Below are 26386 nucleotides of genomic sequence, written 5' to 3' on the forward strand. Positions count from 1 at the left end.
CCCGCTGACCTGAGGGCTTGCACAAGGCATGCACGGGCACGGGCCGTTTCAGACGTCGCCGTGCGGTGGGCGGTCGGCAGCCGAAGCCCGGCTGGTCGCCAGCCAGGACCGCGCGGGTTCGGCGGGATGCGCGGTGTCCACGGTGAGATGGAGCCGGGTACCGCCTTCGCGGCCGGCCGGGTAGCTGCGTTGTTCGGTGGAATCGAAGCAGTGCCGGAGGACTTCCGCGACGCGGCGGGCGGTCTCGGGGGACGAGGCGACGACGCGAACGTCGGCGCACCCCGCCGGGGGCACCGGATCCGCGGGTGCGGGGGTGGGCGGGGTGTGCGCGGACGTCATGTCCACCGCCTCCGGCCGGAGAAGACGCGGCGGCGTCCGCGGTCCCCGTGTGGTTGTTCGCGGCGGTTGCGGGCGAGGAGAGGGCCGGCGGGGTCGATGGCCGACCGGGGGCGCTTCCGGCTTCTGCTGTCGCGCCACGGCAGGACGCCGCTGTAGCGGAAGTTTGCGATCCTTTCGTCGTGCTGGGCGTTGAGCCGGTGGATCAGGAGGGCTCCCGCAGCGATCAGGCCCAGGATCAAGGCCAGGGTGACGGCGATCTCCACTGCCCTCACATCCCTCGGGCGGAGGGCGGAGGTCCGGGCGGGTTCCCGGCCGGTGGCGGCGCGGTCCCGCCCTCGGTCTCCCATTCCTCTTGGCGGTCCCGTGACTCCGTCGCGTCGTCGGCCGCTCGCTCGTCCTCCATCAGCCTGCTCGCGGTGAGGAGACTTCCGGGGGTGGTCGCGGCGGACATCAGCCTGGCGGCCGCGGCCGGGTCGGTCTCCGGTGGGACGATCAGCAGGTCCAGGCGGTCCGCGGTGTAGGAGAACACGAGGAGCTTGTGCGGGTCCTGCTCGTTCGTGAACCACCCCACGTGCACCGTGTGTCCGGTGACGGGAACCTTCCGCGGGATCACGGGCCAGAAGACCGGATTCACCGTGACGCGGGTGACCCGCCCCCAGGAGTGGTCCAGCCTCGCCGCCAGCGCCGGGAGCTCGCGGGAGAGGTCGCGCGAGCGGGGCCACCAGGCGCCGTCCAGAAGCCCCGGCGCCGATCCTGGCGTCAGGGACAGGCGGGCGGGCGGCGAAGGGGCGTGTTCCTCGGTGACCGTACGGTCGATGGTGACAGCCATGATGCGAACCCTGCCTCCGGGCTCTCGTCGGCGGCCCGGCATGGTGACTCGCCGGGAGCGACACCCGCATGGAGGCCGGTGTACGACGTGTTCCCGGTTTCTTCAGCCTACTCCGGCAGGCGGGTCCGCATGCCTAGCGCGACCAGGCAAACTTGCGGAACGCGGGCGTGGGACGGCCCTGTGGGCGACCCCGCCGCCGGCCTGCGGAGTACGGTGGGGTTACTGCGAGCGCTTCGCCCGGCGCTGCCGGCATATCTCGGACGACGAGCGAATGCGCGGAACTCTCGGAGACAGGCGAGCACATCATGGCCGATTCCGACACCCCACGCCTTCCCGGGCTTCTGCCGGACGCGATTCACCATGCCGTGAGACCCGGAACGGCGCTCCTGCGGCTGGAGACGACGCAAGAGCGCGGGGGAGTCCTGGACGGCGCGTGGTGGCCGCGCTCCCGGGACATCCATGCCGAGCTTCCCGGCCTGATCACCGCCCTGACCGAGCACCTCGGGCCCATCATGCGCGTGGGCCTGGACGGGAGTGCCTGGGAGGAGCTCCCGGCGCGGCTGGTCGTCGACGACCGGGTCGTGCACATCGACTCCTTCCCCGTCGGTGACGACACGGTCCTCATCACCCGGGGCGACAACGATCACTTCGCCCTGCTGGTGGTCCCGCCCGACACGGCACCCGACGCGGCACGGGCCGCGATGGCCAGAGCCGTTCGGGCCGACAACGTCACCCAGGCCGAACAGATCCTCATCGACACCGGCGGCACTCCGCGGACCTGAACGCCCGGGCAGCGCGGCGTACGGTCAGCCGAGGAAGGACAGTCGGACCTTTCGGTCGGGGGTGTCCCGGCCGGTGGTCACCAGAACGACGGACTGCGAGGTCCCCAGCTCCAGCTCACCGCCGACCACGGGCAGCGTGGCGTGGGGCGGGACCAGGGCCGGGAGCATGTGATCGCGGCCGGGGCCCGCACCGCCGTGGCGGTCCTGCCAGCGGTCGTCCGCGCGGAGAACCTCTCGGAGGGCCGCCAGCAGGTCGTCGTCACTGCCGGCCCCGGTCTCGATGACGGCCAGGCCGGACGTCGCGTGCGGGGTGAAGACGTTCAGCAGCCCGTCTCTCCCGTGAGCGACCTCCCGGAGGAACGCGGAGCACGCGTTCGTCAGGTCGTGCATGGTTTCGGCGGAGCCGGTTGTCACGTCGACGGTGCGGGTGGTGAAGGTGCCAGTCATGGTTCACCAGTACCCGCTGTACAGGAGCAGCGCTGACGGCTGGACGGGTTGTTCCGCCGGGCTCCGGTCGCCGGAGAGGCCCAGCCGCCCGACCCACGTCAAGGGCCGTCCGGTTCGGCCCTGTTCGCGACGTACACGCCCTAGTCGTGGGGAGCGCCGGGAGGCACCTGGGGGCCGCCCGAAGGGCCCGGACCCGGCCGCTCGGGCGGCTCCGGCGCGTCCGGCGGCACGGCGTCCGCAGGGGCCGCCGGGCGGGCGGCGGTGCCGCGCCAGCGGACGAACGCCACCGCCGTGCACAGCGCCGCCACCACGGCGAAGACGAAGCCCAGCCAGACGCCGGCGCCCGTGGCGGCCCCCGGCACGCCCGAGCCCGCGCTGAGGTCCGCCAGGTCGGACACGTCCGCCACCTGCACGATGTACAGCGTCAGCAGGTTGGAGGCGGGGACCAGGAGAGCCGCCACGTACGCGGTCCGGCGGGTCGCCAGGGCGCCGTACACCAGGATCAGCATGATCACCACCATGACGACGACGAGCGCCGGGCCGGCGGTCAGCATGTCGTGGCCGAAGGCGTTCAGACTCACGCCGGGGGACGTCAGCCAGGGTGGGAACAGCATGACGAAGGAGAGGACCGCCGACACCGCGGCCGCCCACAGGGGCCAGTCGCGGGCCATGTTCAGGGGTTCGGACGGGTCCCTGGCGTAGGGGAAGCGGTTCGGCATGGGCGGGACGCTCCCTTCCCCCCGTCGTCGTGGACGAACCACTCCACCGTGGGCCGTTGCGGTGACCGCAACAACGCGGCGTGCTCCATCCGGGTGACCCGCCCCGCTACCGTGCGCCGGACCGCTGGCCGCCGATCCGCGTCACCAGCTCCGCCGCCTCCCCGGCCGGCACCCCCGACGCCGTCAGCGCCGTCACCGCCGCCGAGCGGCCCGCCTCCGCCGGGGCCAGGACCCCGTCGTTGACGGCCTGCATCAGGCCGAACAGCACCTGCTCCCGCACGTACGCCAGCGCCACCGCGGGCAGCGGTGAGACGAACCGGCCCTCGTCGAGACCCCGTTGCAGCATCGCCGCGCACTCGCGCCGCACCGGCTCCAGCCGGCGGTGGATGCCCTCCACCGTGACGCTGCGCTGCGCCAGCGAGATGAGCAGACGGTAACCGTCGGCGATCTCCCAGGCGGCCAGCATGGCGCGGGCCAGGGCCTCCGCCGGGTCGGCCACGTCGCGCAGGGCCCGGGCCTGGGCGTCGGCCACCGCCTGGGCCGCGTCGTCGACGAGCGCGCCGATCAGCGCGTCGCGGCTGGGGAAGTGCCCGTAGACGGTGCGCCGCACCACGCCGGCCGCCCGTGCGATCTGGTCCATGCTCGCATCCGCGTCGCGCAGCAGCTCGGCGAGCGCGATGTCCATGATGCGGCGGCGATTGGCGTCCGCTCTACCGGTCATCGGTTCTCTTCTCGGTCGGGTCGGACGGTGCGTCGCGGGTGCGACGGACGGTAACGGGCCCTTCATTTTGCACATGGCCGTGCACTCCCGTAATTTGCACACCAGTGTGTAATTGCACAGTCATGTGCAAGTTCTGAAAGGGGTGGCCGATGGGCCTCGCGATGTCGACCCCGGTCGACGAGATGGACGGTCCCTACAAGAGGCGCTGGGCGGCACTCGGTGTGCTCTGCCTCAGCCTGCTGATCATCGTCATGGCGAACACGTCCCTGACCGTCGCGGCCCCGGACATGGTCCAGGACCTCGGGCTCGGCAGCTCGGACCTCCAGTGGGTCATCGACGGCTACACCGTTCCCTACGCCGCACTGATGCTGATCCTCGGCGCGGTCGGCGACAAGTACAGCCGCCGCGGCGCGCTCGTCCTCGGCCTCTTCGTCTTCGGCGCCGCCTCCATCGCGGGCTCGCTGGTCGACAGCCCGGCCGGGGTCATCGCCTCGCGCGCCGTCATGGGCGTCGGCGCCGCCATGATCATGCCGGCGACCCTGTCGCTGCTCGCCGCGACCTTCCCGCGCGCCGAGCGGGCCAAGGCCATCACCATCTGGACCGCCACCGCCGGTCTCGCCATCGCCGTCGGCCCGCTCGTGGCCGGCGCGCTGCTGGAGGACCACGGCTGGGCCGCCACCTTCCTCATCAACGTCCCGATCGCCGTCCTCGGCATCGTCGGCGCCCTGACGCTCGTACCGCCGTCCAAGGCCGGCCGCGTCGACAAGATCGACTACATCGGCGGCCTGCTGTCCGTCATCTGGGTCGGCTCGCTGATCTACATGATCATCGAGGGTCCGCACTTCGGCTGGGGCGCCAAGGCCATCGGCGCCGCCGTGGTCGCCGGCGTCGGCCTGGTCTGCTTCGTCCTGTGGGAGCTGCGCCACCCGAGCCCGGTCCTGGACGTGCGCCGCTTCACCCGGCGCGCCTTCGCCGGTTCGACCATGGCCGTCGCGCTGTTCTTCCTCGCCGTCTTCGGCGCCTTCTACTACCTCACCCAGCACCTCCAGTTCGTCCTCGGCTACTCGCCGCTGGACACGGGCGTGCGGATGCTGCCGCTGGCCGGCGCGGTGTTCGTGGGCGGCGCGCTGACCGCCCTGCTCACGCCGAAGCTCGGCATGAAGGTCACCGTCACGCTCGGCATGACGGTCGGTACGGTCGCCATCGCGCTGCTCGCCCGCGTCGACGAGCACTCGGGCTACGGCGACTTCGTGCTGCCGCTGGTGGTCCTGGGCCTGGCCATCGGCCTGTCCCTGTCGCCCTGCACCAACGCCATCATGGGCTCCTTCCCCGAGGACCAGCTGGGCGTCGGCGGCGCGGTCAACAGCACCTCCATCGAGATGGGCGGCTCCCTGGGCATCGCCATCCTCGGCACGGTGCTCGCCAAGACCTACTCCTCCAACCTCGGCGACCTCGCCGCGAAGGCGGCCGCCGCCGGCGGCCCGAAGCTGCCGGAGAAGGCGCTGACGGCCGCGCAGGACTCGGTCGGCGCCGGTCTGTACGTCGCCAAGGAGGCCGGCAAGCAGGTCGCGGCCGGCGCCGCCCCCAAGGTCGGCGCGGAGAAGGCCGCGGCCCTCGGCGCCCAGCAGGCGCAGACGATCGCGGAGGCGGTCCACAAGGCGTTCGCGGACGCGGTCGCGCACACGAGCGTCGTCGGCGCGGTCGTCCTCGGCGTGGGCACGGTCCTGGTGGCGTTCCTGCTGCCGGGACGCGCCAAGACGGAGGCCGCCGAGACCCCCGCGGCCGGCAGGTCCGCCACGCCCGCCGAGGCCACCGAGTCGGAGCCCGCGAGCCGCTCCTGACCCGCTCCCCCAGCCCGACGCGCCCCCTGACACCCCCGACCGTCAGGGGGCGCGTCGTCCCCCCCCCCGACGCTCCCCGCCTACGCCGGCCGCAGCCAGATCGTGGCCAGCGGCGGCAGCACCGGCACGATGCTCGACCGGCGGCCGTGCCACGCGGCCGGCTCGGCCTTGAGGGGATCCGGGTTGCCGATGCCACCGCCGCCGTAGCCCGCGGCGTCGGTGTTCAGCACCTCCTGCCAGACCGGCACCCCGCACGGGACGCCGATCCGGTAGCCGTGCCGGACGACGGGGGAGAAGTTGCAGACCGCCAGCAGGGGCGAGCGCTGCGCGTCGCACCGCACGAACGCCAGCACGTTGTCCTCCGCCGCGTCCCCCACGACCCACTCGAAGCCCTCCGGCACCGTGTCCCTCTGCCACAGCGCGGGCGTGGCGCGGTAGCGGGCGTTCAGATCGCGCACCAGGTCGCGCACGCCCCGGTGGTCCGGCTCCGCGGAGTACGAGGGGTCCAGCAGCCACCAGTCGGGGCCGTGCGCCTCCGACCACTCCGCGCCCTGGGCGAACTCCTGCCCCATGAACAGCAGCTGCTTGCCGGGGTGGGCCCACATGAAGCCCAGGAACGCCCGGTGGCCCGCCCGCTGCTGCCACCAGTCGCCCGGCATCTTGGAGACCAGCGAACGCTTGCCGTGCACGACCTCGTCGTGCGAGATCGGCAGCACGTAGTTCTCGCTGTAGGCGTAGACCATGGCGAAGGTCATCTCACCGTGGTGGTACTTGCGGTGCACCGGCTCCTTGGCCATGTAATCCAGCGAGTCGTGCATCCAGCCCATGTTCCACTTGAGCCCGAAGCCCAGCCCGCCGAAGCCCCCCGGCCCCACGTGGTGGGTCGCCCGCGTGACGCCGTCCCAGGCCGTGGACTCCTCGGCGATCGTCACCACGCCCGGGCAGCGCCGGTAGACGGTGGCGTTCATCTCCTGGAGGAAGGCCACCGCGTCCAGGTTCTCCCGGCCGCCGTGCTCGTTCGGCGACCACTGGCCCGGCTCCCGCGAATAGTCCAGATAGAGCATCGAGGCGACCGCGTCCACCCGCAGTCCGTCGATGTGGAACTCCTCGCACCAGTACACCGCGTTGGCCACCAGGAAGTTGCGCACCTCCGTGCGCCCGAAGTCGAACTCCAGCGTCCCCCAGTCCGGGTGCGCCGCCCGCAGCGGGTCCTGGTGCTCGTACAGCGGACGCCCGTCGAACTCCGCCAGCGCCCAGTCGTCCCGCGGGAAGTGCGCCGGCACCCAGTCCATCAGCACCCCGATGCCCGCCCGGTGCAGCGCGTCCACCAGGTACCGGAAGTCGTCGGGCGTACCGAGCCGGGCCGTCGGGGCGTAGAAGCCGGTGACCTGGTAGCCCCACGAGCCGCCGAAGGGGTGCTCGGCGACCGGCATCAGCTCCACATGTGTGAAGCCCAGGTCCTTGACGTACGCGGGGAGCTGCTCGGCCAGCCGCCGGTAGCTCAGCCCCGGGCGCCAGGACGGCAGGTGGACCTCGTAGACCGAGAACGGTGCCTCGTGCACGGGCGGCTCCCCGCGCCGCGCCATCCACGCGTCGTCCCGCCACACGTGGTGCGAGGCCTCGACGATCGAGGCGTTGGCGGGCGGCACCTCCGTGCGCCGCGCCATCGGGTCCGCCCGCAGCGTGTGCGAGCCGTCGGGACGGGTGATCCGGTACTTGTACAGCGCCCCCTCGCCCACCCCCGGGAGGAACACCTCCCACACGCCCGTGCCGCCCAGCGAGCGCATCGGATGGGCGGTGCCGTCCCAGTAGTTGAAGTCGCCCACCACCTGCACGCCGCGGGCGTTCGGCGCCCACACCGTGAACCGGGTGCCCGGCACGCCCTCGTGCGTCATCGGCCGCGCGCCCAACGCCCGCCACAGCTCCTCGTGGCGGCCCTCGCCGATGAGGTGCAGGTCCAGGTCGCCCAGCGCGGGCAGGAAGCGGTAGGGGTCGTGGATCTCCAGCTCGGCGTCGTCGTAGGTGACCACCAGCCGGTAGTCGGCGGGGATCTCCGCCAGCGGCAGCACCCGGGCGAACAGCCCGTCGCCCTCGTCGTTCAGCTCCGCCCGCAGCCCCTTGGCGACGACCGCGACGGACCGGGCGAACGGGCGCAGCGCCCGGAACAGCACGCCGCCGGCCGCCTCGTGTGCCCCCAGCAGCGCGTGCGGGTCGTGGTGCGCCCCGGCCAGCAGCCGCGCCCGCGCGTCGTCGTCGAGCGGCTCGGCCCGGCGGGCCTCGCGGCGCACGGGCGCGAGGGGCGCGAGGGGCGTGAGGGGCTCCTCCGGGGCGGCCCCGTCCGTGGCCGCCCCGGGCCCGGCTCCGGGCCCGCCGGCCCCCTGGGCCGCCACGGCCCCCTCGGCCCTCTCGGCCGCTGGTCGCTCGGGCCGTACGGGTGGCTCGGGTGGCTCGTGGGGGCCAGGGCTGCCGGGCGACACCGCGCCGGTGGCCTCTGCCGCCTCGACATGCTCCGCCGTACCGCTGGCCTCCGTCATACCGGCAACCTCTGTCGTGATGCGGGCCTTCGCCCTGTCGCCGGCTTCCGCCGTACTGCCGGCCTCCGCCCTCTCGTCTGCTTCCGCCGTCCCGGCGACCTCTGGCGTACCCCCGGCCTCCGGTGTCCCCGCGGCCGGGGGAAGCGCACCCCCCGGACCCGGCGCCGACTCCCGCGCTGGGTCCGGCGCGTCGCGTCGCACGGGCTCCGGTACTGTCGCCGCCCGCGCGGGGCCGGGCTTCGGCTTGGGCTTCGCGCCGCGCCGGCCGGGCAGGAACGTGGCCGGGACGCCGTGGGGGTCGCGGGGCGGCGGCGGGGGACTGGTGGGCGGTCGTGCGGTCACGGGGTGGTCCTCCAGAGAACGTGCGGTGAGCGGTCGGCGATGCGGGTCATACGAGGTCCCCGTCCACGGGCCGTCGCCCCTCCTCCGTCGCGAGCCGGTGGATCGCGGCCATCGGGACGTGGAGCCAGTCCGGCCGGTTGCGGGCCTCGTAGAGCACTTCGTAGACGGCCTTGTCCGTCTCGTGGGCCCGCAGCAGCCGCGGGTCCTCGCGGGGGTCGTGGTGCGCCTCGGCGTAGCCCTCGCAGAAGGCGGCGCGGGCGGCGTCGGCCCAGCCCGTGCCGGTCGCGTGGCCGACCGCCGCCGCGTAGTCGAACGAGCGCAGCATGCCCGCGACGTCCCGGGCCACCGGCTGCGGGCGGCGCCGCTCGGCCAGCGGCCGGGCGGGCTCGCCCTCGAAGTCGATCAGGGACCACCGGCCGTCGGCGGCGGTGCGCAGCGTCTGGCCCAGGTGCAGGTCGCCGTGGACGCGCTGGGCGCGCCAGGTGCGGGCCGTGCCGGGGACGCAGAGGTCGTCGTACGCGCGGCGCAGGGCGGCCTGGTACGGGCGCAGCGCGGGGACGGCCTCGGCCGCGGCCTCCAGGCGCAGGGTCATGGCGGTGGCGAGGCGCTCCAGCCGGGCGCGGTCGAGCACGGCCGTGGGCAGGACCTCGGCCAGCGCCAGGTGGACCTCGGCGGTGGCGTGCCCGAGGGCGCGCGCGGAAGCGGTGAAGTCGGCCTGCACGGCGAGGGCGCCGAGCGCCAGCTGCCAGCCGTCGGCGGAGCCGGGCAGGAAGGGCTGGAGGACGCCGAGCGTCATGGGCTCGCCGCCCGGGCGGGCCGGCTGCGCCTCGAACCAGGCGGCCGGCGCGGGGACCCGTGAGCAGCCGGACTTCGCGAGTGCGCGCGGCAGTTCGAGATCGGGATTGACGCCGGGGCCGACCCGGCGGAAGAGCTTGAGGATATACGTTTCGCCGTAGACGACCGAGGAGTTGGACTGTTCGGCACCCAGCAGCCGGGGGGCCGCGTTCGCCGGAATGTCGATGTCCGGTTCGCGGCTGAAACGCAGCGGGCCGAGCCGTCCCGGCATCCGCAGCCGTTCCAGCAGCAGCGCGGCCAGCCGGGGGTCCGCGAGGCCCTCGTAGACGGTGCGGCCGCGCAGCGGACCGTCGGCCGGCCGGCCCACGAGCGCGGGGGCCAGTTGGGGCGGGAGCACGTCCTGGACGCCGAGGAGCAACTGGTAGCAGTCACCGGGGTCGCCCGCCTGCTGGGCGCGCAGCAGGAGGTGGAGCAGGCCCGGCGCCGTGCCGCCGTCGGGCGGCGGCAGCAGTTCGGTGGCGGCGACGAGGGTGAAGCCGGTGACGGGCCGGCCCTTGCCGGCGAACCAGCGCTGCCGTGGGAGCCACTCCAGGAGCAGGGGCGCGAGCGAGGTGAGCAGAGCGGAGCCGGCGCCGGCGCCGCCCGCGTCCGGCGGCCGCGCGGGGGCGGCCGAGGACAGCAGGGGGCCGGGGTCGGCCCCCCGGTGGGTCGTGGCCTGACGACGGGACGGTGCAGCGTCCGGCATGGCGTCGCGTCCTTTCCCCGGGGCACACGACAGTTTGGGAAAAGTGTCCCGGATTGCGGCTTTCGGCGGTGCGCGGTGCGGGACGTGTCGGGCGAGGATCGTCCGTACGGTCAGCGCCTGCGGCCCCGGTGTGCGATGTCGTGCGACTGCCGCAGACGGTCCTGCGGCCCGTGCTTCGTTGCGCAGTACGTGCAATCCGTGCGGGGGAGCGGGGCCGGGGAGGCCCCGCGGGCCCGGGCCCGCGAGGCGAGCGGGCCGGTGCCGGTCTTCGCTTGTGGCCGTGCGTAGTAGTACCGGTGCCCAGGGGACGGGCCGGAAAACCGCCCCGTGCGCGGCAGGCCCGGGCGGCCCGCGGCGCACGGGCGCCGCTCACTGGACGGGAACGGGAGCGGGGACGTTGCGGCGCAGCCGGAACCAGTAGAAGCCGTGGCCGGCCAGGGTCAGCAGATAGGGCAGCTCGCCGATGGCGGGGAAGCGGACGCCGCCGATCAGCTCGACCGGATGACGGCCGTTGAACGCCCGCAGGTCCAGCTCGGTCGGCTGTGCGAAGCGCGAGAAGTTGTTCACGCACAGGACGAGGTCGTCGCCTCCGTCCCGCGCCGGAGCCTCCCGCAGGAACGCCAGCACGGCGGGGTTGCTCGACGGCAGTTCGGTGTACGAGCCGAGGCCGAAGGCGGGGTTCTGCTTGCGGATCTCGATCATCCGGCGGGTCCAGTGCAGCAGCGAGGAGGGGCTGCTCATGGCCGCCTCCACGTTGGTGACCTGGTAGCCGTAGACCGGGTCCATGATGGTCGGCAGGTACAGCCGCCCGGGGTCGCAGGAGGAGAAGCCCGCGTTCCGGTCGGGTGTCCACTGCATGGGGGTGCGCACCGCGTCGCGGTCGCCGAGCCAGATGTTGTCGCCCATGCCGATCTCGTCGCCGTAGTAGAGGATCGGCGAGCCGGGCAGGGAGAGCAGCAGCGCGGTGAAGAGCTCGATCTGGTTGCGGTCGTTGTCGAGCAGGGGCGCGAGTCGCCGCCGGATGCCGATGTTGGCCCGCATCCGGGGGTCCTTGGCGTATTCGGCCCACATGTAGTCCCGCTCTTCGTCCGTCACCATCTCGAGCGTGAGCTCGTCGTGGTTGCGCAGGAAGACGCCCCACTGGCAGCGGGAGGGAATGGCCGGGGTCTTGGCGAGGATCTCCGAGACCGGGTAGCGCGACTCCCGGCGCACGGCCATGAAGATCCGGGGCATGACGGGGAAGTGGAACGCCATGTGGCATTCGTCGCCGCCCTTTTCGTAGTCGCCGAAGTAGTCGACGACGTCCTCGGGCCACTGGTTGGCCTCGGCGAGCAGCACCTTGTCCGGGTAGTGGGAGTCGATCTCCGCCCGGACCCGCTTGAGGAACTCGTGGCTGCGCGGCAGGTTCTCGCAGTTGGTGCCCTCTTCGGCGAACAGGTACGGCACGGCGTCCAGCCGGAATCCGTCGATGCCCAGGTCCAGCCAGAACCGCAGGGCCGCGAGGATCTCCTCCTGTACGGCCGGGTTCTCGTAGTTGAGGTCCGGCTGGTGGGAGAAGAAGCGGTGCCAGTAGTACTGCTTGCGCACCGGGTCGAAGGTCCAGTTCGAGGTCTCCGTGTCGACGAAGATGATGCGCGCGTCCTGGTACTGCTTGTCGTCGTCGGCCCAGACGTAGTAGTCGCCGTAGGGCCCGTCGGGGTCGGTGCGGGACTGCTGGAACCACTCGTGCTGGTCGCTCGTATGGTTCATGACAAAGTCGATGATGACGCGCATCCCGCGCGTGTGCGCAGCGTCCACGAACTCCACGAAATCCGCGAGGTCACCGAACTCCGGCAGCACCGAGGTGTAGTCGGAGACGTCATAGCCGCCGTCCCGCAGCGGGGACTGGAAGAACGGCGGCAGCCACAGGCAGTCGACGCCCAGCCACTGCAGATAGTCCAGCTTGGCCGTCAGTCCCTTGAGGTCGCCGATGCCGTCGCCGTCGCTGTCCTGGAAGGACCGTACGAGGACCTCGTAGAAGACGGCGCGCTTGAACCAGTCGGGATCCAGGTCCTTGGCGGGCGTGTCCTCGAAGGTGTCCTGGACGGGCTCATTGACGATCATGGTGTGGGTGACCCTCCGATCTGTGAGGACGGTCGCAGCGAGAACACGTGCGCGGGCGCGAGGGAACGGCCCGGCTCAAGGCGCACATAGTTGTCCCTGCCCCAGTGATAGGTCTCTCCGGTGAGCTCGTCGCGCACCGGGACGGACTCGTGCCAGCCGAGGCCGAGTGCCGGCATGTTCAACGAGACCGTCGCCTCCTGGGTGTGGTGGGGGTCGAGGTTCACGACCGTGAGGACGCACGAGGATCCCGAGCGTTTCGAATAGGCGATGACGGAGTCGTTGTCGGCGTCATGGAAACGCAGATTCCGCAGCCGGCGAAGGGCCGGCTGACGCCGCCTCAGCCTGTTGAGCACGGTGATCAGAGGTGCCAGGCTCCGGCCCTCGCGTTCCGCGGACTCCCAGTCCCGGGGCCGGAGTTGATACTTCTCCGAGTCCAGGTACTCCTCGCTGCCGGGACGCACCGGGGTGTTCTCGCACAGTTCATAACCCGCGTATACCCCCCAGGACGGAGACAACGTCGCGGCGAGCACGGCCCGTACCTCGAAGGCCGCCCGGCCGCCGTCCTGGAGATAGGCGTGCAGGATGTCGGGGGTGTTCACGAAGAGATTGGGACGCATGCAGGCGGCCGTCTCGCGCGAGAGCTCCGTCAGATACTCGGTGATCTCCTGCTTGGAGTTGCGCCAGGTGAAGTAGGTGTAGGACTGCTGGAACCCGATCGCGCCCAGCGTCCGCATCATCGCGGGCCGGGTGAACGCCTCGGCGAGGAACACCACGTCCGGATCCGTGCGGCCGATCTCGGCGATGACCCGCTCCCAGAACATCACGGGCTTGGTGTGCGGATTGTCGACCCGGAAGATCCGCACACCGTGGTCCATCCAGAAGCGCAGCACCCGCAGCGTCTCCGCCACGAGCCCGTCGAAGTCCGCGTCGAAGGCCAGGGGGTAGATGTCCTGGTACTTCTTCGGCGGGTTCTCGGCGTGGGCGATCGAGCCGTCGGCGCGGTGGTGGAACCACTCGGGGTGCTCGGCCACCCACGGGTGGTCGGGGGAGCACTGCAGGGCGAAGTCCAGTGCGACCTCCATGCGCAGCTCGCGGGCGCGGGCCACGAAGTGGTCGAAGTCGTCGAGCGTGCCGAGGTCGGGGTGGACGGCGTCGTGCCCGCCGTCGGCGGAGCCGATCGCCCAGGGGCTGCCGACGTCGAAGGATCCCGCGGTCAGCGCGTTGTTGGGCCCCTTGCGGTAGGCGGTGCCGATGGGATGGACGGGCGGGAGGTAGACCACGTCGAAGCCCATGGCCGCGACGCCCGGCAACCGCTGGGCCGCCGTGCGGAACGTCCCGCTGACGGGCCGCCGCCCCTCGCGCAGCCGCGCCCCCTCCGAGCGCGGGAACAGCTCGTACCAGGAGCCGTAGAGCGCCCGCTCGCGTTCGACGAGCACCGGCACCGGCCGGGAGCTGCTGACGAGCTCGCGCAGCGGATGGTCGGTCAGGGCGGCGGTGACCTCCGGGACGAGCGCCGCCTCCAGCCGGTCGTCGGGGTGCCGGGCGGTGTCGCGCAGCGCGTCGGCCGCGTCGAGCACGGCCTCGCGGCCGTCGCTCTTGGGCACCCCGGCGGCCGCCCGCTCGAACAGCCGGGCGCCCTCCTCCAGGACCAGCTCGGTGTCGATGCCCGCCGGGATCTTGATCCGCGCGTGCGCGCGCCAGGTGGCGACGGGGTCGCCCCAGGCCTCCACCGTGAAGGACCAGCGCCCCTCGGCGTCGGGCACGACCTCCGCGCCCCAGCGGTCGGTGCCGGGGGCCAGCTCCCGCATCGGGATCCAGGGGCCGGCCTGGCCGGACGGGCCGCGCAGCACCACGTTCGCGCCGACCGCGTCGTGGCCCTCGCGGAACACCGTGGCGGTGACCTCGAAGGCCTCGCCCACCACGGCCTTGACGGGCCTTCGGCCACAGTCGACGAGCGGGCCGAGGTCCAGGACGGGAATGCGACCGATCATGGGATCACCTGGAGATGCGACGGTACCGTGGACGGTTCTGGAGGCTTCCGTACTTTCTATCTGCTCCGCCGGCGGTCGGGAGGGTGCGGGCATGACTGCTCCTGTCCGCGTTCACTCGGGTGGGTGGGAGTCGGCACACCGGGGGAGCCTTCCCACCGGGTCCGCCCGGGCATGCCCGGAACGAATGAACTACTCGTGCGTAGGACCGGTGGCCCCGCCCGGGGAGGGCGGCTGTTCCTCCGTCACCCGTACGGAGTCTCCTCGCCGGGCGGATCTCGTGCAATGTGGCGAATGGGTGCCGTCAACGGCCGGACGGGTGACGGGGTGCTGGGCACCGCCTTCGAAGGTCGTAGCGGCTTCTGGCCTTTGACAGTGCTGTTGTACGCGCGGCGTAATTCTGCCTAGTACTTTCCGCCTATAGCGATGGCATCAGACGCTCTGCCCGCGCGGTCGCCGTCCGTCGCCGCGGCCGTCGCCAGCAGCCGCAGCGCCGCCTCGTCGGCGGAGCCCGCCTCGGCGCTGAAGGCCAGGACGCCCTGACCGCCGGTGTCCGGCAGCCGCAGCATCTCGAACGAGAGCTCCATCGCGCCCACCACCGGATGGTGGAAGCACTTGCTGCCCGAGGCGCAGCCGCGCACCGGATGCCGCGACCACAGCGCCGCGAACTCGGGACTCTTCATGGTCAGCTCGCCGACCAGCTCGGCGAGGCGCCGGTCGTCCGGATGCTCCCCGGCCGCCAGCCGCAGCGACGACGCCGCGCGCCGGGCCTCCGCCTCCCACCGGGGGTACAGCTCGCGGGCGTGCGGGTCCAGGAAGAACAGCCGCTGGAGGTTGGGCCGCTCCCCGGGCCGCTCCGGGCTCCCGGCGTCCAGATGGCCCGCCAGCAGCGCGTGCCCCAGGGGGTTCCAGCCGAGGACGTCGAAGCGGTGGTCGACGATCACGGCGGGCACCGCCAGGGCGGCGACGAGCTGCCGCACGCCCGGTGCCGCCGTCGCCGGCCGCACCGCCGGCAGCCGCCCGGCCCGCGCCGGGCGGGCCAGGTTGCGCAGGTGCGCGTGCTCGTCGCGGGTCAGGCGCAGCGCCCGCGCGAGGGCGTCCAGCACCTCGTCCGAGGCGTTGTGCGACTGACCCTGTTCGAGGCGGGTGTAGTACGCGACGCTGACGCCGGCCAGCTGGGCCAGCTCCTCGCGGCGCAGGCCGGGGACGCGGCGGGTGCGGCCGTAGGCGACGAGCCCGACGTCCTCGGGGCGGAGGGCGGCGCGCCGGGTGCGGAGGAAGTGGCCCAGATCGGCAGGGGTGTTCATGTGTACGGTCAACCACGGCGGAGGCGAGGATTCTTCCCCCGCCGGGCCCCCCGCCGAAACCGGCGGCCCCCGCGCCGGGACCCCTTCGGGGCCCGTCCCGTCCGGCAGACGGGCGCACTTGTCCGCTTGCGCCGCGTCGGCGGTGGGTGCACCGCTACCGTCGTGACCGTGAAGGCCATTCGTCGATTCAGCGTGCGTCCCGTCCTTCCGGAGCCCCTACGACCTCTTCAGGAGCTGGCGCGCAATCTGCGCTGGTCCTGGCATCCCGAGACCCGTGAGTTGTTCCAGTGCGTGGACCCCGAGGAGTGGCGGGCCGCCGGCGGCGACCCGCTGCGGCTGCTGGGGTCCGTCTCCGCCGGCCGGCTGGCCGCCCTGGCCGAGGACCGCCGCTTCCGGCGGCGGCTCGCGGCGGCCGCCGACGACCTGCAGGACTACCTGACCGGCCGCCGGTGGTACCAGGAACAGCCCGAGGGGCTGCCCGCCGCCGTCGCCTACTTCTCCCCCGAGTTCGGCATCACCGCGGCCCTTCCGCAGTACAGCGGGGGCCTGGGCATCCTCGCCGGCGACCACCTCAAGTCCGCCAGCGACCTCGGCGTGCCCCTCGTCGGCGTCGGGCTGCTCTACCGGCACGGATACTTCCGGCAGTCCCTCTCCCGCGAGGGCTGGCAGCAGGAGCACTACCCCCTGCTCGATCCCAACGAGCTGCCCCTGACCCTGCTCCGCGAGAGCGACGGCACACCCGTCGGCGTCACCCTCGCCCTGCCCGGCGGCCGCTCCCTGCGGGCGTACGTCTGGAAGGCCCAGGTGGGCCGGGTGCCCCTGCTGCTGCTCGACTCCGACGTCGAGGACAACGGCGCCGGCGAGCGCGACGTCACCGACCGGCTCTACGGCGGGGGCAGCGAGCACCGGCTGCTCCAGGAGATGCTGCTGGGCATCGGCGGCGTCCGGGCCGTCCGCGCCTACTGCCGGCTCACCGGCCATCCCGAGCCCGAGGTCTTCCACACCAACGAGGGCCACGCGGGTTTCCTCGGCCTTGAACGCATCCGCGAACTCGTCGAACAGGGGGCCGACTTCGACGCGGCCCTGGAGTGCGTCCGGGCCGGCGCCGTCTTCACCACCCACACCCCCGTGCCCGCCGGCATCGACCGCTTCGACGGGGCGCTGGTCGCCCGGCACTTCGGCGAGGGCGGCGAGCTGCCCGGCATCGACGTCGACCGCGTCCTGGCCCTCGGCCGCGAGGACTACCCCGGCGGCGAGCCCGGCCTGTTCAACATGGCCGTCATGGGGCTGCGGCTGGCCCAGCGCGCCAACGGCGTCTCCACCCTCCACGGGCAGGTCAGCCGGGAGATGTTCGCCGGGCTCTGGCCGGGCTTCGACGCCGAGGAGGTGCCCATCACCTCCGTCACCAACGGCGTCCACGCCCCCACCTGGGTGGCCCCCGAGGTCTTCCGGCTCGGCGCCCGGCAGATCGGCGCCGGGCGCACCGAGGACGCCCTGGCCGTCGGCGGCAAGCAGCGCTGGGACACCGTCGCCGACATCCCCGACGCCGACATCTGGGAGCTGCGCCGCACCCTGCGCGAGCAGCTGGTGGAGGAGGTGCGGGAGCGGCTGCGCGCCTCCTGGCGCGAGCGCGGGGCCGGCACCGCCGAGCTCGGCTGGATCGACGGGGTGCTCGACCCCGAGGTCCTCACCATCGGCTTCGCCCGGCGCGTCCCCTCGTACAAGCGCCTCACCCTGATGCTGCGCGACCGCGAGCGCCTCACCGAGCTGCTGCTGCACCCCGAGGGCCCCGTCCAGATCGTGGTGGCGGGCAAGGCCCACCCGGCGGACGACAGCGGCAAGCGGCTCGTGCAGGAGCTCGTGCGCTTCACCGACGACCCCCGGGTGCGCCACCGCATCGTCTTCCTCCCGGACTACGGCATGGCGATGGCCCAGAAGCTCTACCCCGGCTGTGACGTGTGGCTCAACAACCCCCTGCGGCCCCTGGAGGCCTGTGGCACCTCGGGGATGAAGGCCGCCCTCAACGGCTGCCTCAACCTCTCCGTCCTGGACGGCTGGTGGGACGAATGGTACGAGCCCGACTTCGGCTGGGCCATCCCCACGGCCGACGGCGCGGCCATGGACGAGGACCGCCGCGACGACCTGGAGGCGGCGGCGCTCTACGACCTGCTGGCGCAGCGCGTTGCGCCGCGCTTCTACGACCGGGGCACGGGCGGCCTGCCCGGCCGCTGGATCGAGATGGTGCGGCGGACCCTGACCACCCTGGGGCCCAAGGTGCTCGCGGGCCGCATGGTCCGTGAGTACGTCGAGCGGCTGTACGGCCCCGCCGCCGAGGCCCAGCGGGCCCTGGAGCCGCTGGCCGCGCGGGAGCTGGCCGCGTGGAAGGCCCGGGTGCGCGGGGCCTGGCACCAGGTGGCCGTCGACCACGTGGAGGCCGTCTCGGACGGGCCGCTGAACGGCACGGCCGAGCTGGGCTCGACGGTCTCGCTGCGGGTGAGCGTGCGGCTCGGCGAGCTGGACCCCTCCGACGTGGAGGTGCAGGCCGTCGCGGGCCGGGTGGACCACTCCGACCGGCTGACCCGCACGGTGGCCTTCCCGCTCAAGCCCACCGGCGCGCCCGGCCTCGACGGACGGCGGCTCTACGAGGGCCCGCTGACCCTCGACCGCACGGGCCCCTTCGGCTACACCGTGCGCATCCTGCCCTCCCACCGGCTGCTGGCCGGCGGCACGGAACTGGGTCTGGTCGCGACGCCGCCGGAGGCGACGGGCGAGGCCGCCGGGGTGCTGATGCGCTGACGGGCCGCCGCCGGCGCCCGCCGCGCACGTGAAGGGCGCCGTCCGGGGGAGGAGGACTCACCCCGGACGGCGCCCGGTCCACGGGTCGTCAGCCGGAGACCGGCTCACGGGAGCGGCTCAGAAGGAGAGCTTCCAGCTGTTGATCGTGCCGCTGTCGGCGGAGTAGAGGTCCTGGACCTTGAGCTTCCAGGTGCCGGTCGCGGACTCGGCGGAGGCGTCGACCGTGTACGACTCCTTGACGTCCTCGGCGGAGTCCCAGGAGTCGGAGTCCTTCAGCCGCCACGTCTTGCCGCTCGGGGCGACGAGGTCGATCTGGAGGTCACCGCGGTAGGTGTGGGTGATGTTCACGTCCACCTTGAGGGCCGAGGAACCGTTTCCGCTGCGGGTCACGACGACGGGCGAGGTGACGGCCGCGCCGGCGTCCGGGATCGCCACGGGGGTGGTGTTCTCGAAGACGCTGCCGCCGCCCGTGGTGTTCACGGTCCACTTGAAGGTGGCGGTGCCGGTCTTGCCCGAGGAGTCCTTGACCGTCACGGTCACGGTGCTGGTGCCGGTGGCGGTCGGGGTGCCGGAGATCAGGCCGGTCGAGGAGTTGATCGACAGGCCCGCGGGCAGGCCGGTGGCCGAGTACGTCAGGGAGCCGGTGGTGGAGCTGCTCGCCTTGATCTGGAGCGAGACCGCGGTGTTCACGATCGAGGTCTGGTCGCCGGGGCTGGTGACCGAGACGCCGGTGGAGGCACGGCTGCCGACGCCGATGCCCGCCCACGCGTTGGCCACGTTGTTGTACGTCTCGCTGCCCACGCCGAACAGCTCGCCGGCGGCCCACAGCGTCGCGTCACGGGCGCCCGCGTAGTTGGTGTTGGACTGCATGCGCTGGGACAGGGCCTTGAACCAGACCTTCGCGGCGTTGTCCCGGCCGATGCCGGTGACCGGGAGCCCGTCGGAGGTCGGGGAGTCGTACTTGACCCCGTTGATCTCCTTCTGTCCGCTGCCCTCGGAGGCCAGGTAGAACCAGTGGTTCGCCGGGCCCGAGGAGTAGTGCACGTCGATGCCGCCGAGGCCGGAGTACCAGGCGTCCTTGGACCGGCCGTCCTTGCTCGGCTTGTCCATGTAGCGCAGCGGGGTGCCGTTGCCGTTGATGTCGATCTTCTCGCCCACCAGGTAGTCGCCCAGGTCGGTGGGGTTGTTGGCCCAGAACTCCACCGCGGCCGCGAAGATGTCGGACGTCGCCTCGTTCAGGCCGCCGGACTCGCCGCTGTAGGTGAGGTTCGCGGTGGCCGAGGTGACGCCGTGCGTCATCTCGTGCGCGGCCACGTCGATGGACGTCAGCGGCTTGGCGTTGTTCGATCCGTCGCCGTAGGTCATGCAGAAGCAGTCGTCGGACCAGAAGGCGTTGACGTAGCTGTTGCCGTAGTGGACCCGGCTGTAGGCGCCCTTGCCGTCGCCCTTGATGCCCGTGCGCCCGTGCACGTTCTTGTAGTAGTCCCAGGTCAGCTGGGCACCGTAGTGGGCGTCCACGCCGGCCGTGGCCGGGTCGCTGTTGGTCCCGTTGCCCCAGACGTCGTCGGAGTCGGTGAAGAGCGTGCCGGTCCCGGAGGAGCCGTGGTTGAGGTTGTACGTCTTGTGGCCGCCGCGCGTCCCGTCGGTCATCGTGTACGACGGGGTCGTACCGATCGTGACCGTGCCGGAGTACTGGCTGTTGCCGGTGCCCTGCTTGACGCCCTGGAACTCGAAGAGCTTCTGACCGGTCTTCGCGTCCGTGATGACGTGCAGCTCGTTCGGGGTGCCGTCCTCCTGGAGGCCGCCGACCACGGTCTCGTAGGCCAGGACCGGCGTGCCCTGGGCGGCCCAGACGACCTTGCGGGGTGCCCGCTCGGCCTTGGTGGCCTGGGAGCCCTTGGCCTGAGCGGCCTTGACCGCGTCCCGCTCGGCGGTGGCCGCGGCGAAGGACGGGGCGCTCGTGGCGACGGCCAGCCGGGCCTTGTTCGCCTTGGCCACCGTCTTGACCTGGCCGCCCTTGGTGGCGTCGACCACGAGGTCGCCGCCGAGCACCGGCAGGCCCTCGTAGGTGCGCTCGTAGCGGGTGTGCACGGTGCCGTTGACGTCCTTGACGACGTCCTTGACGACGAGCTGCTCGCTCGTGCCGAGGCCGAGGGTCTTCGCGGTCTCCGCCTTGGTGGCGTTGGCCTCGCGGATCAGCTCCGCGCGCTGGGACGGGGAGAGCTTGGCGGGCATCGCGCCGGGGTCGGCCTTGGCGACGAGCGTGCCGGGGGCCGCCTTCGCGTCGTCCGTGCGGGCGGAGGCCGCGCCGGACTGCATTCCGACGGCTATCAGGGCGGTGACGGCGACGAGCGCGCCGCCGGCGACGGCGCGGTGATGGGGGGTGGGTCTCACGCTGACTCCTTCTGCGGTGGCCGCGATCAGGTGGGCGCGGCCGATGGGCGACCGGACGGGCCGAGGTGGGCCGTCCGGGCGGAACGCGGCAGAACACAGTGGAGAAAGGGGGGATACCTCGGTGGAGCTCCGCGGGGAGGTGGGGATGTGGGGGTGCCCCGCGCGCCAGTTGAGGTGAAGAGTGCCACCGCCGCCCAGCAGGTGTCAGGGGCGCGTCAACAAGTTGGCCGGAAACTGTCCGTTGCCCAAAGATCGCTGTCCGTATAACGGGCGCGCGGTCCGGGCCGCCGCGCCCGGCCCCCCGCAGGTCAGCCAACGTGCCCCCCGCCGTGGCCGGTTCGACCCCGTGGCGCGCGCCACCGCACGGCCCTCGGCCAATCCGGCGCCGGCGCCCGGGTGCGGCGTCAGACCGGGCCCGGCTCCTCGTCGTACCGCACCACCCGCCACAGCAGGACCGACCGCGCCCGCACCGAGATCCGGCTGCCCGCCTCCCGGCGCAGCCTCGGCGCGACGTGCTGTTCCTCCAGCGCGGTGTTCACGAGGAGGTCGTAGGACCGGGCCCACGGCGGACCCGGCAGGGTGAAGCGCAGGGGCCGCGGGCCCGCGTGCAGGACGGCGAGGAAGCTGTCGTCGGTCACCGGCGCGCCCTGCGGCCCGCGCTGGGGGATGTCCCGGCCGGAGAGGTACATGCCCAGGGCCGTGGTGGGCGCGTACCAGTCGGCCTCGGTCATCTCCGTGCCGCCCGGCGTGAACCAGGCCAGGTCCCGCAGGCCGTCCGCGCCGCGCGGCCGGCCGGAGAAGAACGAGCGGCTGCGCAGCACGGGGTGGGCGCGGCGCAGGGCGAGCAGCCGCGCGCACAGGTCGGCCAGCGCCCGCCAGCCGGGGTCCTCCAGGAGGGACCAGTCGACCCAGCCGGTCTCGTTGTCCTGGCAGTAGGCGTTGTTGTTGCCACCCTGGGTGCGGCCCATCTCGTCGCCCGCCACCAGCATGGGCACGCCCGTCGACAGCAGCAGCGTGGTCAGCAGGTTGCGGATCTGCCGCCGGCGCAGCGCCGTCACCCGCGGGTCGGGGGTCTCGCCCTCGACGCCGCAGTTCCACGAGCGGTTGTCGCCGGTGCCGTCGCGGTTGCCCTCGCCGTTGGCCTCGTTGTGCTTGCGCTCGTAGCTCACCAGGTCGCGGAGGGTGAAGCCGTCGTGCGCGGTGACGAAGTTGACGGAGGCGTAGGGGCGGCGGCCGCCCCAGGCGTAGAGATCGCTGGAGCCCGACAGGCGGTAGCCGAGGTCCCGTACGTCCGGCAGCGCGCCGCGCCAGAAGTCGCGCACGGCGTCGCGGTAGCGGTCGTTCCACTCCGTCCACAGGGGAGGGAAGGCGCCGACCTGGTAGCCGCCCGAGCCCACGTCCCAGGGCTCGGCTATCAGCTTCACCTGCCGCAGCACCGGGTCCTGGGCGATGACGGCGAGGAAGGGGGAGAGCATGTCGACGTCGTGCATGGAGCGCGCCAGCGCGGCCGCCAGGTCGAAGCGGAAGCCGTCGACACCCATCTCCGTCACCCAGTAGCGCAGCGAGTCGGTTATCAGCCGGAGGACGTTCGGCTGGACGACGTGCAGGGTGTTGCCGCATCCGGTGTAGTCGGCGTAGCGGCGGGGGTCGGCCTGGAGGCGGTAGTAGCGGCGGTTGTCGATGCCGCGCAGGGAGAGGGTCGGACCCAGCTCGCCGCTCTCGGCGGTGTGGTTGTAGACCACGTCGAGGATGACCTCGATGCCGGCCGCGTGCAGGGCCCGCACCATCCGCTTGAACTCCCCGACCTGCTCGCCGCGCGTCCCGCCGGAGGCGTAGGTGGCGTGCGGGGCGAAGTAGCCGATGGAGTTGTAGCCCCAGTAGTTGCGCAGGCCGCGGCGCAGCAGGTGGTCCTCGTGGGCGAACTGATGCACCGGCAGCAGCTCCACGGCGCTCACCCCCAGCCGGACCAGGTGTTCGACGGCGGCGGGGTGGCCGAGCCCGGCGTAGGTGCCGCGCAGGGGGGCGGGTACGCCGGGGTGGCGCATGGTGAAGCCGCGCACGTGCAGCTCGTAGATGACCGAGTCGGGCCAGGGCGTGGCCGGGCGGCGGTCGTCCGACCAGTCGTCGTCGTCGGCGACCACCACGCCCTTGGGCACGTGGGGAGCCGAGTCCCGCTCGTCGCGCACCGTGTCGGCGACGTGTTGCTGCGGCCAGTCGCGCACGTGTCCGTACACCGGGGCCGGCAGCGCGCCGCCGCCCCCGGGGCCCGTGAAGTCCCCGTCGACCGCCCGGGCGTAGGGGTCCAGCAGGAGTTTGGCGGGGTTCCAGCGGGCGCCCGTCCAGGGGTCCCAGCGGCCGTGGACGCGGTAGCCGTAGCGGCGGCCGGGCAGCACGCCGGGGACGAAGCCGTGCCATGTCTCGTGCGTCAACTCGGTCAGCAGGTGACGGCTTTCGCCGCCGTGCTCGTCGAAGAGGCACAGCTCCACGGCCTCCGCGCCGCCCGCCCACAGGGCGAAGTTCGTCCCCTCCACCCCCTCCGGGCCCCGCGGGCGGAACCGCGCCCCGAGCGGGTCGGGGCTGCCGGGCCACACGCCCGCCACGGGCCCCGGCGGCCCGGTGGTCCGGGACGTGCCGTTGACACCGGACGTCAGGGCGCCGGCGCCGGCCGCCGGGGACGGCGGCCGCGGCGCCGGGCCGGTCGTGAACTGGGCACCCTGCTCGGACCCTTGGTCGGCTGTGCTCGACACGTCTTCGCCTCCGGCGGCTCTCGGGTAGCGCGCCGGGCACCCGGCTTCCCGGGACCGGGTGTCTGGCGATTTCGTCCTTCCTCCCTTTCTTCCCAGATCCACGCATGCGCTCACACGTGTGATCGGGTGCAGCAAGCGAGTGCAGTCACGTTTCCCCGAGCCGCGCGCGTCGTTGGGCCCGGTGTGACGACACCTGCCCTCCAACGCGCGGCACGGGGACTGGCCCTGCTGGCGTCCCTGGCCATGCTCGCCGGGTGTGCCACCGTCGGCCCGCCGAAGACCGCCCTGACGGACGACGCCCGCCCGCCGGCCCAGCTGGTCCACGTGGTTCCGCACGACGGCGCCCGGAACGTCTCGGCGGCCGAGCGGTTCGAGGTGCGGGCCCCGCGGGGCCGGCTGGAGCGGGTGCGGGTCTCCGCCTTCCGCGATGGTATCCAGCTGACGGTCCCGGGACGCATCTCCGCCGACCGGCACCGCTGGCTTCCCGCCGACCGGGGGCACCTGAGGCTCGGGGCCCGCTACGCGGTGGACGTCGTCGCCGTGGACTCCTCGGGCCGGCGCACGGCCCGGCACAGCGGTTTCACCACGTATGTCCCGCAGCATCGTTTCATCGGATACTTCACCCCCGAGCCGCAGAGCGTCGTCGGCACGGGCATGATCGTTTCTTTCGGCTTCAGCCGCCCGATCACCGACCGTGCCGCCGTCGAGCGCGCCATCCGGGTCACCGCCCAGCCGCCCACCGAGGTCGCCGCCCACTGGTTCGGCCCCGCGCGCCTGGACTTCCGGCCGCGCACGTACTGGAAGCCGGGCACCGTCGTCACGCTCGACCTGAAGCTGCGGGACGTCCGGGGCGCCGAGGGCGTCTACGGCCTCCAGCAGAAGACCGTGCGGTTCGTGGTGGGCCGCCGCCAGTTCAGCACCGTCGACGCCGCCACGCACACCATGCGGGTCGTGCGGGACGGCAAGGCGCCGGTGACGCTGCCGGTCACGGCCGGCGGGCCGGGCAACGAGACGTACAACGGCAAGATGGTCATCAGCGAGAAGTTCGATATGACCCGGATGAACGGTGACACAGTCGGCTTCGGCGGCGAGTACGACATCTCGGACGTGCCGCATGCGATGCGACTGACCGCCACCGGGACGTTCCTGCACGGCAACTACTGGGCGCCGGCCGACGCCTTCGGCGCGACGAACACCAGTCACGGCTGCATCGGCCTGCGCGACACCCAGGGCGGCAGCCTCTCGAGCCCGGCCGGCTGGTTCTTCTCCGGCTCGCTCGTCGGCGACGTCGTGGAGGTCGTCCACTCCGGAGACCGGCAGGTCGCGCCGGACAACGGGCTGAGCGGCTGGAACATGTCGTGGCGGGACTGGCGGGCCGGTTCGGCGCTTGATTGAACGCCAGTTTGACCTGGCTGAAATCTGCCGCTTCACTTCGGTCACCGCCTTCACCTCAGGCGCATGGTTCGCACCACCGTTCCCCATTGGAACCGAACGGTGACATCCAGGAGCCGGCGCCGCCGGTGGCGTGTGGTTTTCTAACGACAAGCGCGTCTGCCGCGCTCAGGGGGCGCCGCGTGGCCGCGGGCCGTGCGAGGGGAGTCAAACCGTTGTGAACGTGCAGCCGATATCCATATCCGGGAGTCCGAGGCGGCGGCGCCACAGGGTGCTTCCGGCCCTCCTCCTCGGGTCGGTGCTGACCCTGGTGAGCGCGTGCGGCGGTGACGACGGCGGCGGCAAGGGCGGCGCCAAGGGCAGCGGCAAGGTCGCCGACGGCCCCTCGCAGGCCGTCGTGGACATCGCCCCCAAGGACGGTGCCACCGACGTCGCCACCAGCGGCGCTCTCAAGATCACGGCCCAGAAGGGCAGCCTCACGTCCGTCAAGGTCGTCGACGACAAGGGCCATGCGGTCGAAGGCAAGATCGTCAACGACGGTGCCGCCTGGGAGCCCGCGAGCCACCTCGGCGCCTCCACCAAGTACTCGGTGGACGCGATCGCCAAGGACGAGGAGGGCCGCACCTCCGCCAAGCACGCGGCGTTCACGACCCTCACCCCGACGAACACCTTCGTCGGCTACTTCACGCCGGAGGACGGCAGCACCGTCGGCGTGGGGATGCCCGTTTCGATCAATTTCAGCCGCGGTATCACCGACCCCAAGGCCGTCGAGCGGGCCATCAAGGTGACCGCCGAGCCCGCCGTGGACGTCAAGCCCCACTGGTTCGGCAACGACCGCCTGGACTTCCGGCCCGAGAAGTACTGGGCGCCCGGCACCAAGGTGACGATGGCGATGAACCTCAACGGCGTCCAGGGCCGTGAGGGCGTCTACGGCACCCAGACGAAGACCGTGAAGTTCACCGTCGGCCGCAGCCAGGTGAGCACGGTCGACGCCGCCTCCCACACGATGACCGTCGAGCGGGACGGCAAGGTCCTCAAGACCGTCCCGATCTCCGCCGGCGCCCCCGGCCACTCGACCTACAACGGTCAGATGGTCATCAGCGAGAAGTACGAAGTCACGCGCATGGACGGCCGCACGGTCGGCTTCGGCGGCGAGTACGACATCTCGGACGTGCCGCACGCGATGCGCCTGTCCACCTCGGGCACCTTCCTGCACGGCAACTACTGGTCGGGCGAGTCCACCTTCGGCTCCGAGAACGTCAGCCACGGCTGCGTCGGCCTGTACGACCAGCGGGGCGGCGGCGACCCGTCCACCCCGGCCGCCTGGTTCTACGACAACTCGCTCGTCGGCGACGTCGTCATCGTGAAGAACTCCGATGACAAAACGATTAAGCCGGACAACGGCCTCAACGGCTGGAACCTCTCCTGGGCGGAGTGGACCAAGGACAGCGGCGGCAAGGACAGCTGACGCTCCCGCGGCACCCCGCGTGACGAACACCCCGCGGCCCGGCGCACTGTGACCAAGTGCACCGGGCCGCGGTGCGTTAGCGAACGCTAACCTGCTG

Annotated in this window: 18 protein-coding genes; 5 read left to right on the forward strand and 13 right to left on the reverse strand. The window is 72.5% G+C overall.

Annotated features, from left to right (window positions below):
* Positions 1 to 48 precede the first annotated feature (48 nt).
* The 3 genes from CYQ11_RS22065 to CYQ11_RS22075 are packed head-to-tail and all read right to left on the reverse strand — an operon-like array spanning position 49 to position 1168.
* Positions 49 to 339, reverse strand: a complete 291-nt coding sequence (locus CYQ11_RS22065; RefSeq protein ID WP_099201100.1) for a hypothetical protein — start codon at positions 337 to 339, stop codon at positions 49 to 51.
* Positions 336 to 602 (reverse strand): hypothetical protein, encoded by a 267-nt coding sequence (locus tag CYQ11_RS22070; RefSeq protein ID WP_099201099.1) that lies wholly within the window; start codon positions 600 to 602, stop codon positions 336 to 338. Before CYQ11_RS22070 ends, CYQ11_RS22065 begins: the two co-directional genes overlap by 4 nt.
* A 5-nt stretch (positions 603 to 607) precedes the next feature.
* Complete coding sequence (locus CYQ11_RS22075) at positions 608 to 1168, reverse strand: DUF5994 family protein (protein WP_099201098.1); 561 nt, start codon at positions 1166 to 1168, stop codon at positions 608 to 610.
* Positions 1169 to 1473: 305 nt separating this feature from the next.
* Here CYQ11_RS22075 and CYQ11_RS22080 point away from each other — a divergent pair, with 305 nt between their 5' ends.
* Positions 1474 to 1950, forward strand: coding sequence for a DUF5994 family protein (locus CYQ11_RS22080; RefSeq protein WP_099201097.1), 477 nt, complete (start codon positions 1474 to 1476; stop codon positions 1948 to 1950).
* 24 nt (positions 1951 to 1974) lie between these two features.
* On the opposite strand, the gene CYQ11_RS22085 is transcribed toward CYQ11_RS22080, so the two are convergent.
* The 3 genes from CYQ11_RS22085 to CYQ11_RS22095 form a co-directional block, all read right to left on the reverse strand.
* The gene (locus CYQ11_RS22085; protein WP_099201096.1) at positions 1975 to 2397 is read right to left on the reverse strand and encodes a YjbQ family protein; all 423 of its coding nucleotides are present in this window, start codon (positions 2395 to 2397) and stop codon (positions 1975 to 1977) included.
* 140 nt (positions 2398 to 2537) lie between these two features.
* Positions 2538 to 3116, reverse strand: a complete 579-nt coding sequence (locus CYQ11_RS22090; RefSeq protein WP_099201095.1) for a hypothetical protein — start codon at positions 3114 to 3116, stop codon at positions 2538 to 2540.
* A gap of 106 nt (positions 3117 to 3222) precedes the next feature.
* On the reverse strand, positions 3223 to 3837 hold the full coding sequence (locus CYQ11_RS22095; protein ID WP_099201094.1) for a TetR/AcrR family transcriptional regulator: 615 nt from the start codon (positions 3835 to 3837) through the stop codon (positions 3223 to 3225).
* A 149-nt stretch (positions 3838 to 3986) separates the two neighbouring features.
* On the opposite strand from CYQ11_RS22095, the gene CYQ11_RS22100 reads away from it, so the two are divergent.
* On the forward strand, positions 3987 to 5678 hold the full coding sequence (locus CYQ11_RS22100) for an MFS transporter (RefSeq protein WP_099201093.1): 1692 nt from the start codon (positions 3987 to 3989) through the stop codon (positions 5676 to 5678).
* A gap of 80 nt (positions 5679 to 5758) precedes the next feature.
* On the opposite strand, the gene glgB is transcribed toward CYQ11_RS22100, so the two are convergent.
* The 5 genes from glgB to CYQ11_RS22125 all read right to left on the reverse strand — a co-directional run bounded on the left by glgB (position 5759) and on the right by CYQ11_RS22125 (position 15492).
* Positions 5759 to 8212, reverse strand: coding sequence for a 1,4-alpha-glucan branching enzyme (gene glgB / locus CYQ11_RS22105; protein ID WP_240003562.1), 2454 nt, complete (start codon positions 8210 to 8212; stop codon positions 5759 to 5761).
* A gap of 388 nt (positions 8213 to 8600) precedes the next feature.
* Positions 8601 to 10094, reverse strand: a complete 1494-nt coding sequence (locus CYQ11_RS22110) for a maltokinase N-terminal cap-like domain-containing protein (RefSeq protein WP_104651082.1) — start codon at positions 10092 to 10094, stop codon at positions 8601 to 8603.
* Positions 10095 to 10463: 369 nt separating this feature from the next.
* A complete protein-coding gene (treS, locus tag CYQ11_RS22115) occupies positions 10464 to 12197 on the reverse strand; it encodes a maltose alpha-D-glucosyltransferase (protein WP_099201092.1) in 1734 nt (577 codons plus the stop codon).
* A complete protein-coding gene (locus CYQ11_RS22120; protein ID WP_099201091.1) occupies positions 12194 to 14188 on the reverse strand; it encodes an alpha-1,4-glucan--maltose-1-phosphate maltosyltransferase in 1995 nt (664 codons plus the stop codon). The genes treS and CYQ11_RS22120 overlap by 4 nt, the downstream gene beginning before the upstream one ends.
* A gap of 401 nt (positions 14189 to 14589) precedes the next feature.
* Positions 14590 to 15492 carry a helix-turn-helix domain-containing protein gene (locus CYQ11_RS22125; protein ID WP_099201090.1) on the reverse strand — a complete coding sequence of 301 codons (903 nt, stop codon included), beginning with the start codon at positions 15490 to 15492 and terminating at the stop codon, positions 14590 to 14592.
* Positions 15493 to 15660: 168 nt separating this feature from the next.
* Between CYQ11_RS22125 and glgP the strand changes: the two genes are divergently transcribed.
* Complete coding sequence (gene glgP / locus CYQ11_RS22130) at positions 15661 to 18288, forward strand: alpha-glucan family phosphorylase (RefSeq protein ID WP_099201650.1); 2628 nt, start codon at positions 15661 to 15663, stop codon at positions 18286 to 18288.
* Positions 18289 to 18405: 117 nt separating this feature from the next.
* Here the strand turns inward: glgP and CYQ11_RS22135 are convergent, their stop codons facing one another.
* Together CYQ11_RS22135 and glgX are read right to left on the reverse strand one after the other, a co-directional pair.
* Entirely contained in the window at positions 18406 to 20682 is a 2277-nt protein-coding gene (locus CYQ11_RS22135; RefSeq protein ID WP_099201089.1) for a M4 family metallopeptidase, read from the reverse strand.
* Between the two features lie 404 nt (positions 20683 to 21086).
* Positions 21087 to 23429, reverse strand: coding sequence for a glycogen debranching protein GlgX (gene glgX, locus CYQ11_RS22140; protein WP_181143747.1), 2343 nt, complete (start codon positions 23427 to 23429; stop codon positions 21087 to 21089).
* 183 nt (positions 23430 to 23612) lie between these two features.
* On the opposite strand from glgX, the gene CYQ11_RS22145 reads away from it, so the two are divergent.
* The gene (locus tag CYQ11_RS22145; RefSeq protein WP_398779790.1) at positions 23613 to 24824 is read left to right on the forward strand and encodes a L,D-transpeptidase; all 1212 of its coding nucleotides are present in this window, start codon (positions 23613 to 23615) and stop codon (positions 24822 to 24824) included.
* A 214-nt stretch (positions 24825 to 25038) separates the two neighbouring features.
* On the forward strand, positions 25039 to 26289 hold the full coding sequence (locus CYQ11_RS22150; RefSeq protein ID WP_181143748.1) for a L,D-transpeptidase: 1251 nt from the start codon (positions 25039 to 25041) through the stop codon (positions 26287 to 26289).
* Positions 26290 to 26386 lie beyond the last annotated feature (97 nt).

Source organism: Streptomyces cinnamoneus (assembly GCF_002939475.1).
Taxonomy (GTDB): domain Bacteria; phylum Actinomycetota; class Actinomycetes; order Streptomycetales; family Streptomycetaceae; genus Streptomyces; species Streptomyces cinnamoneus_A.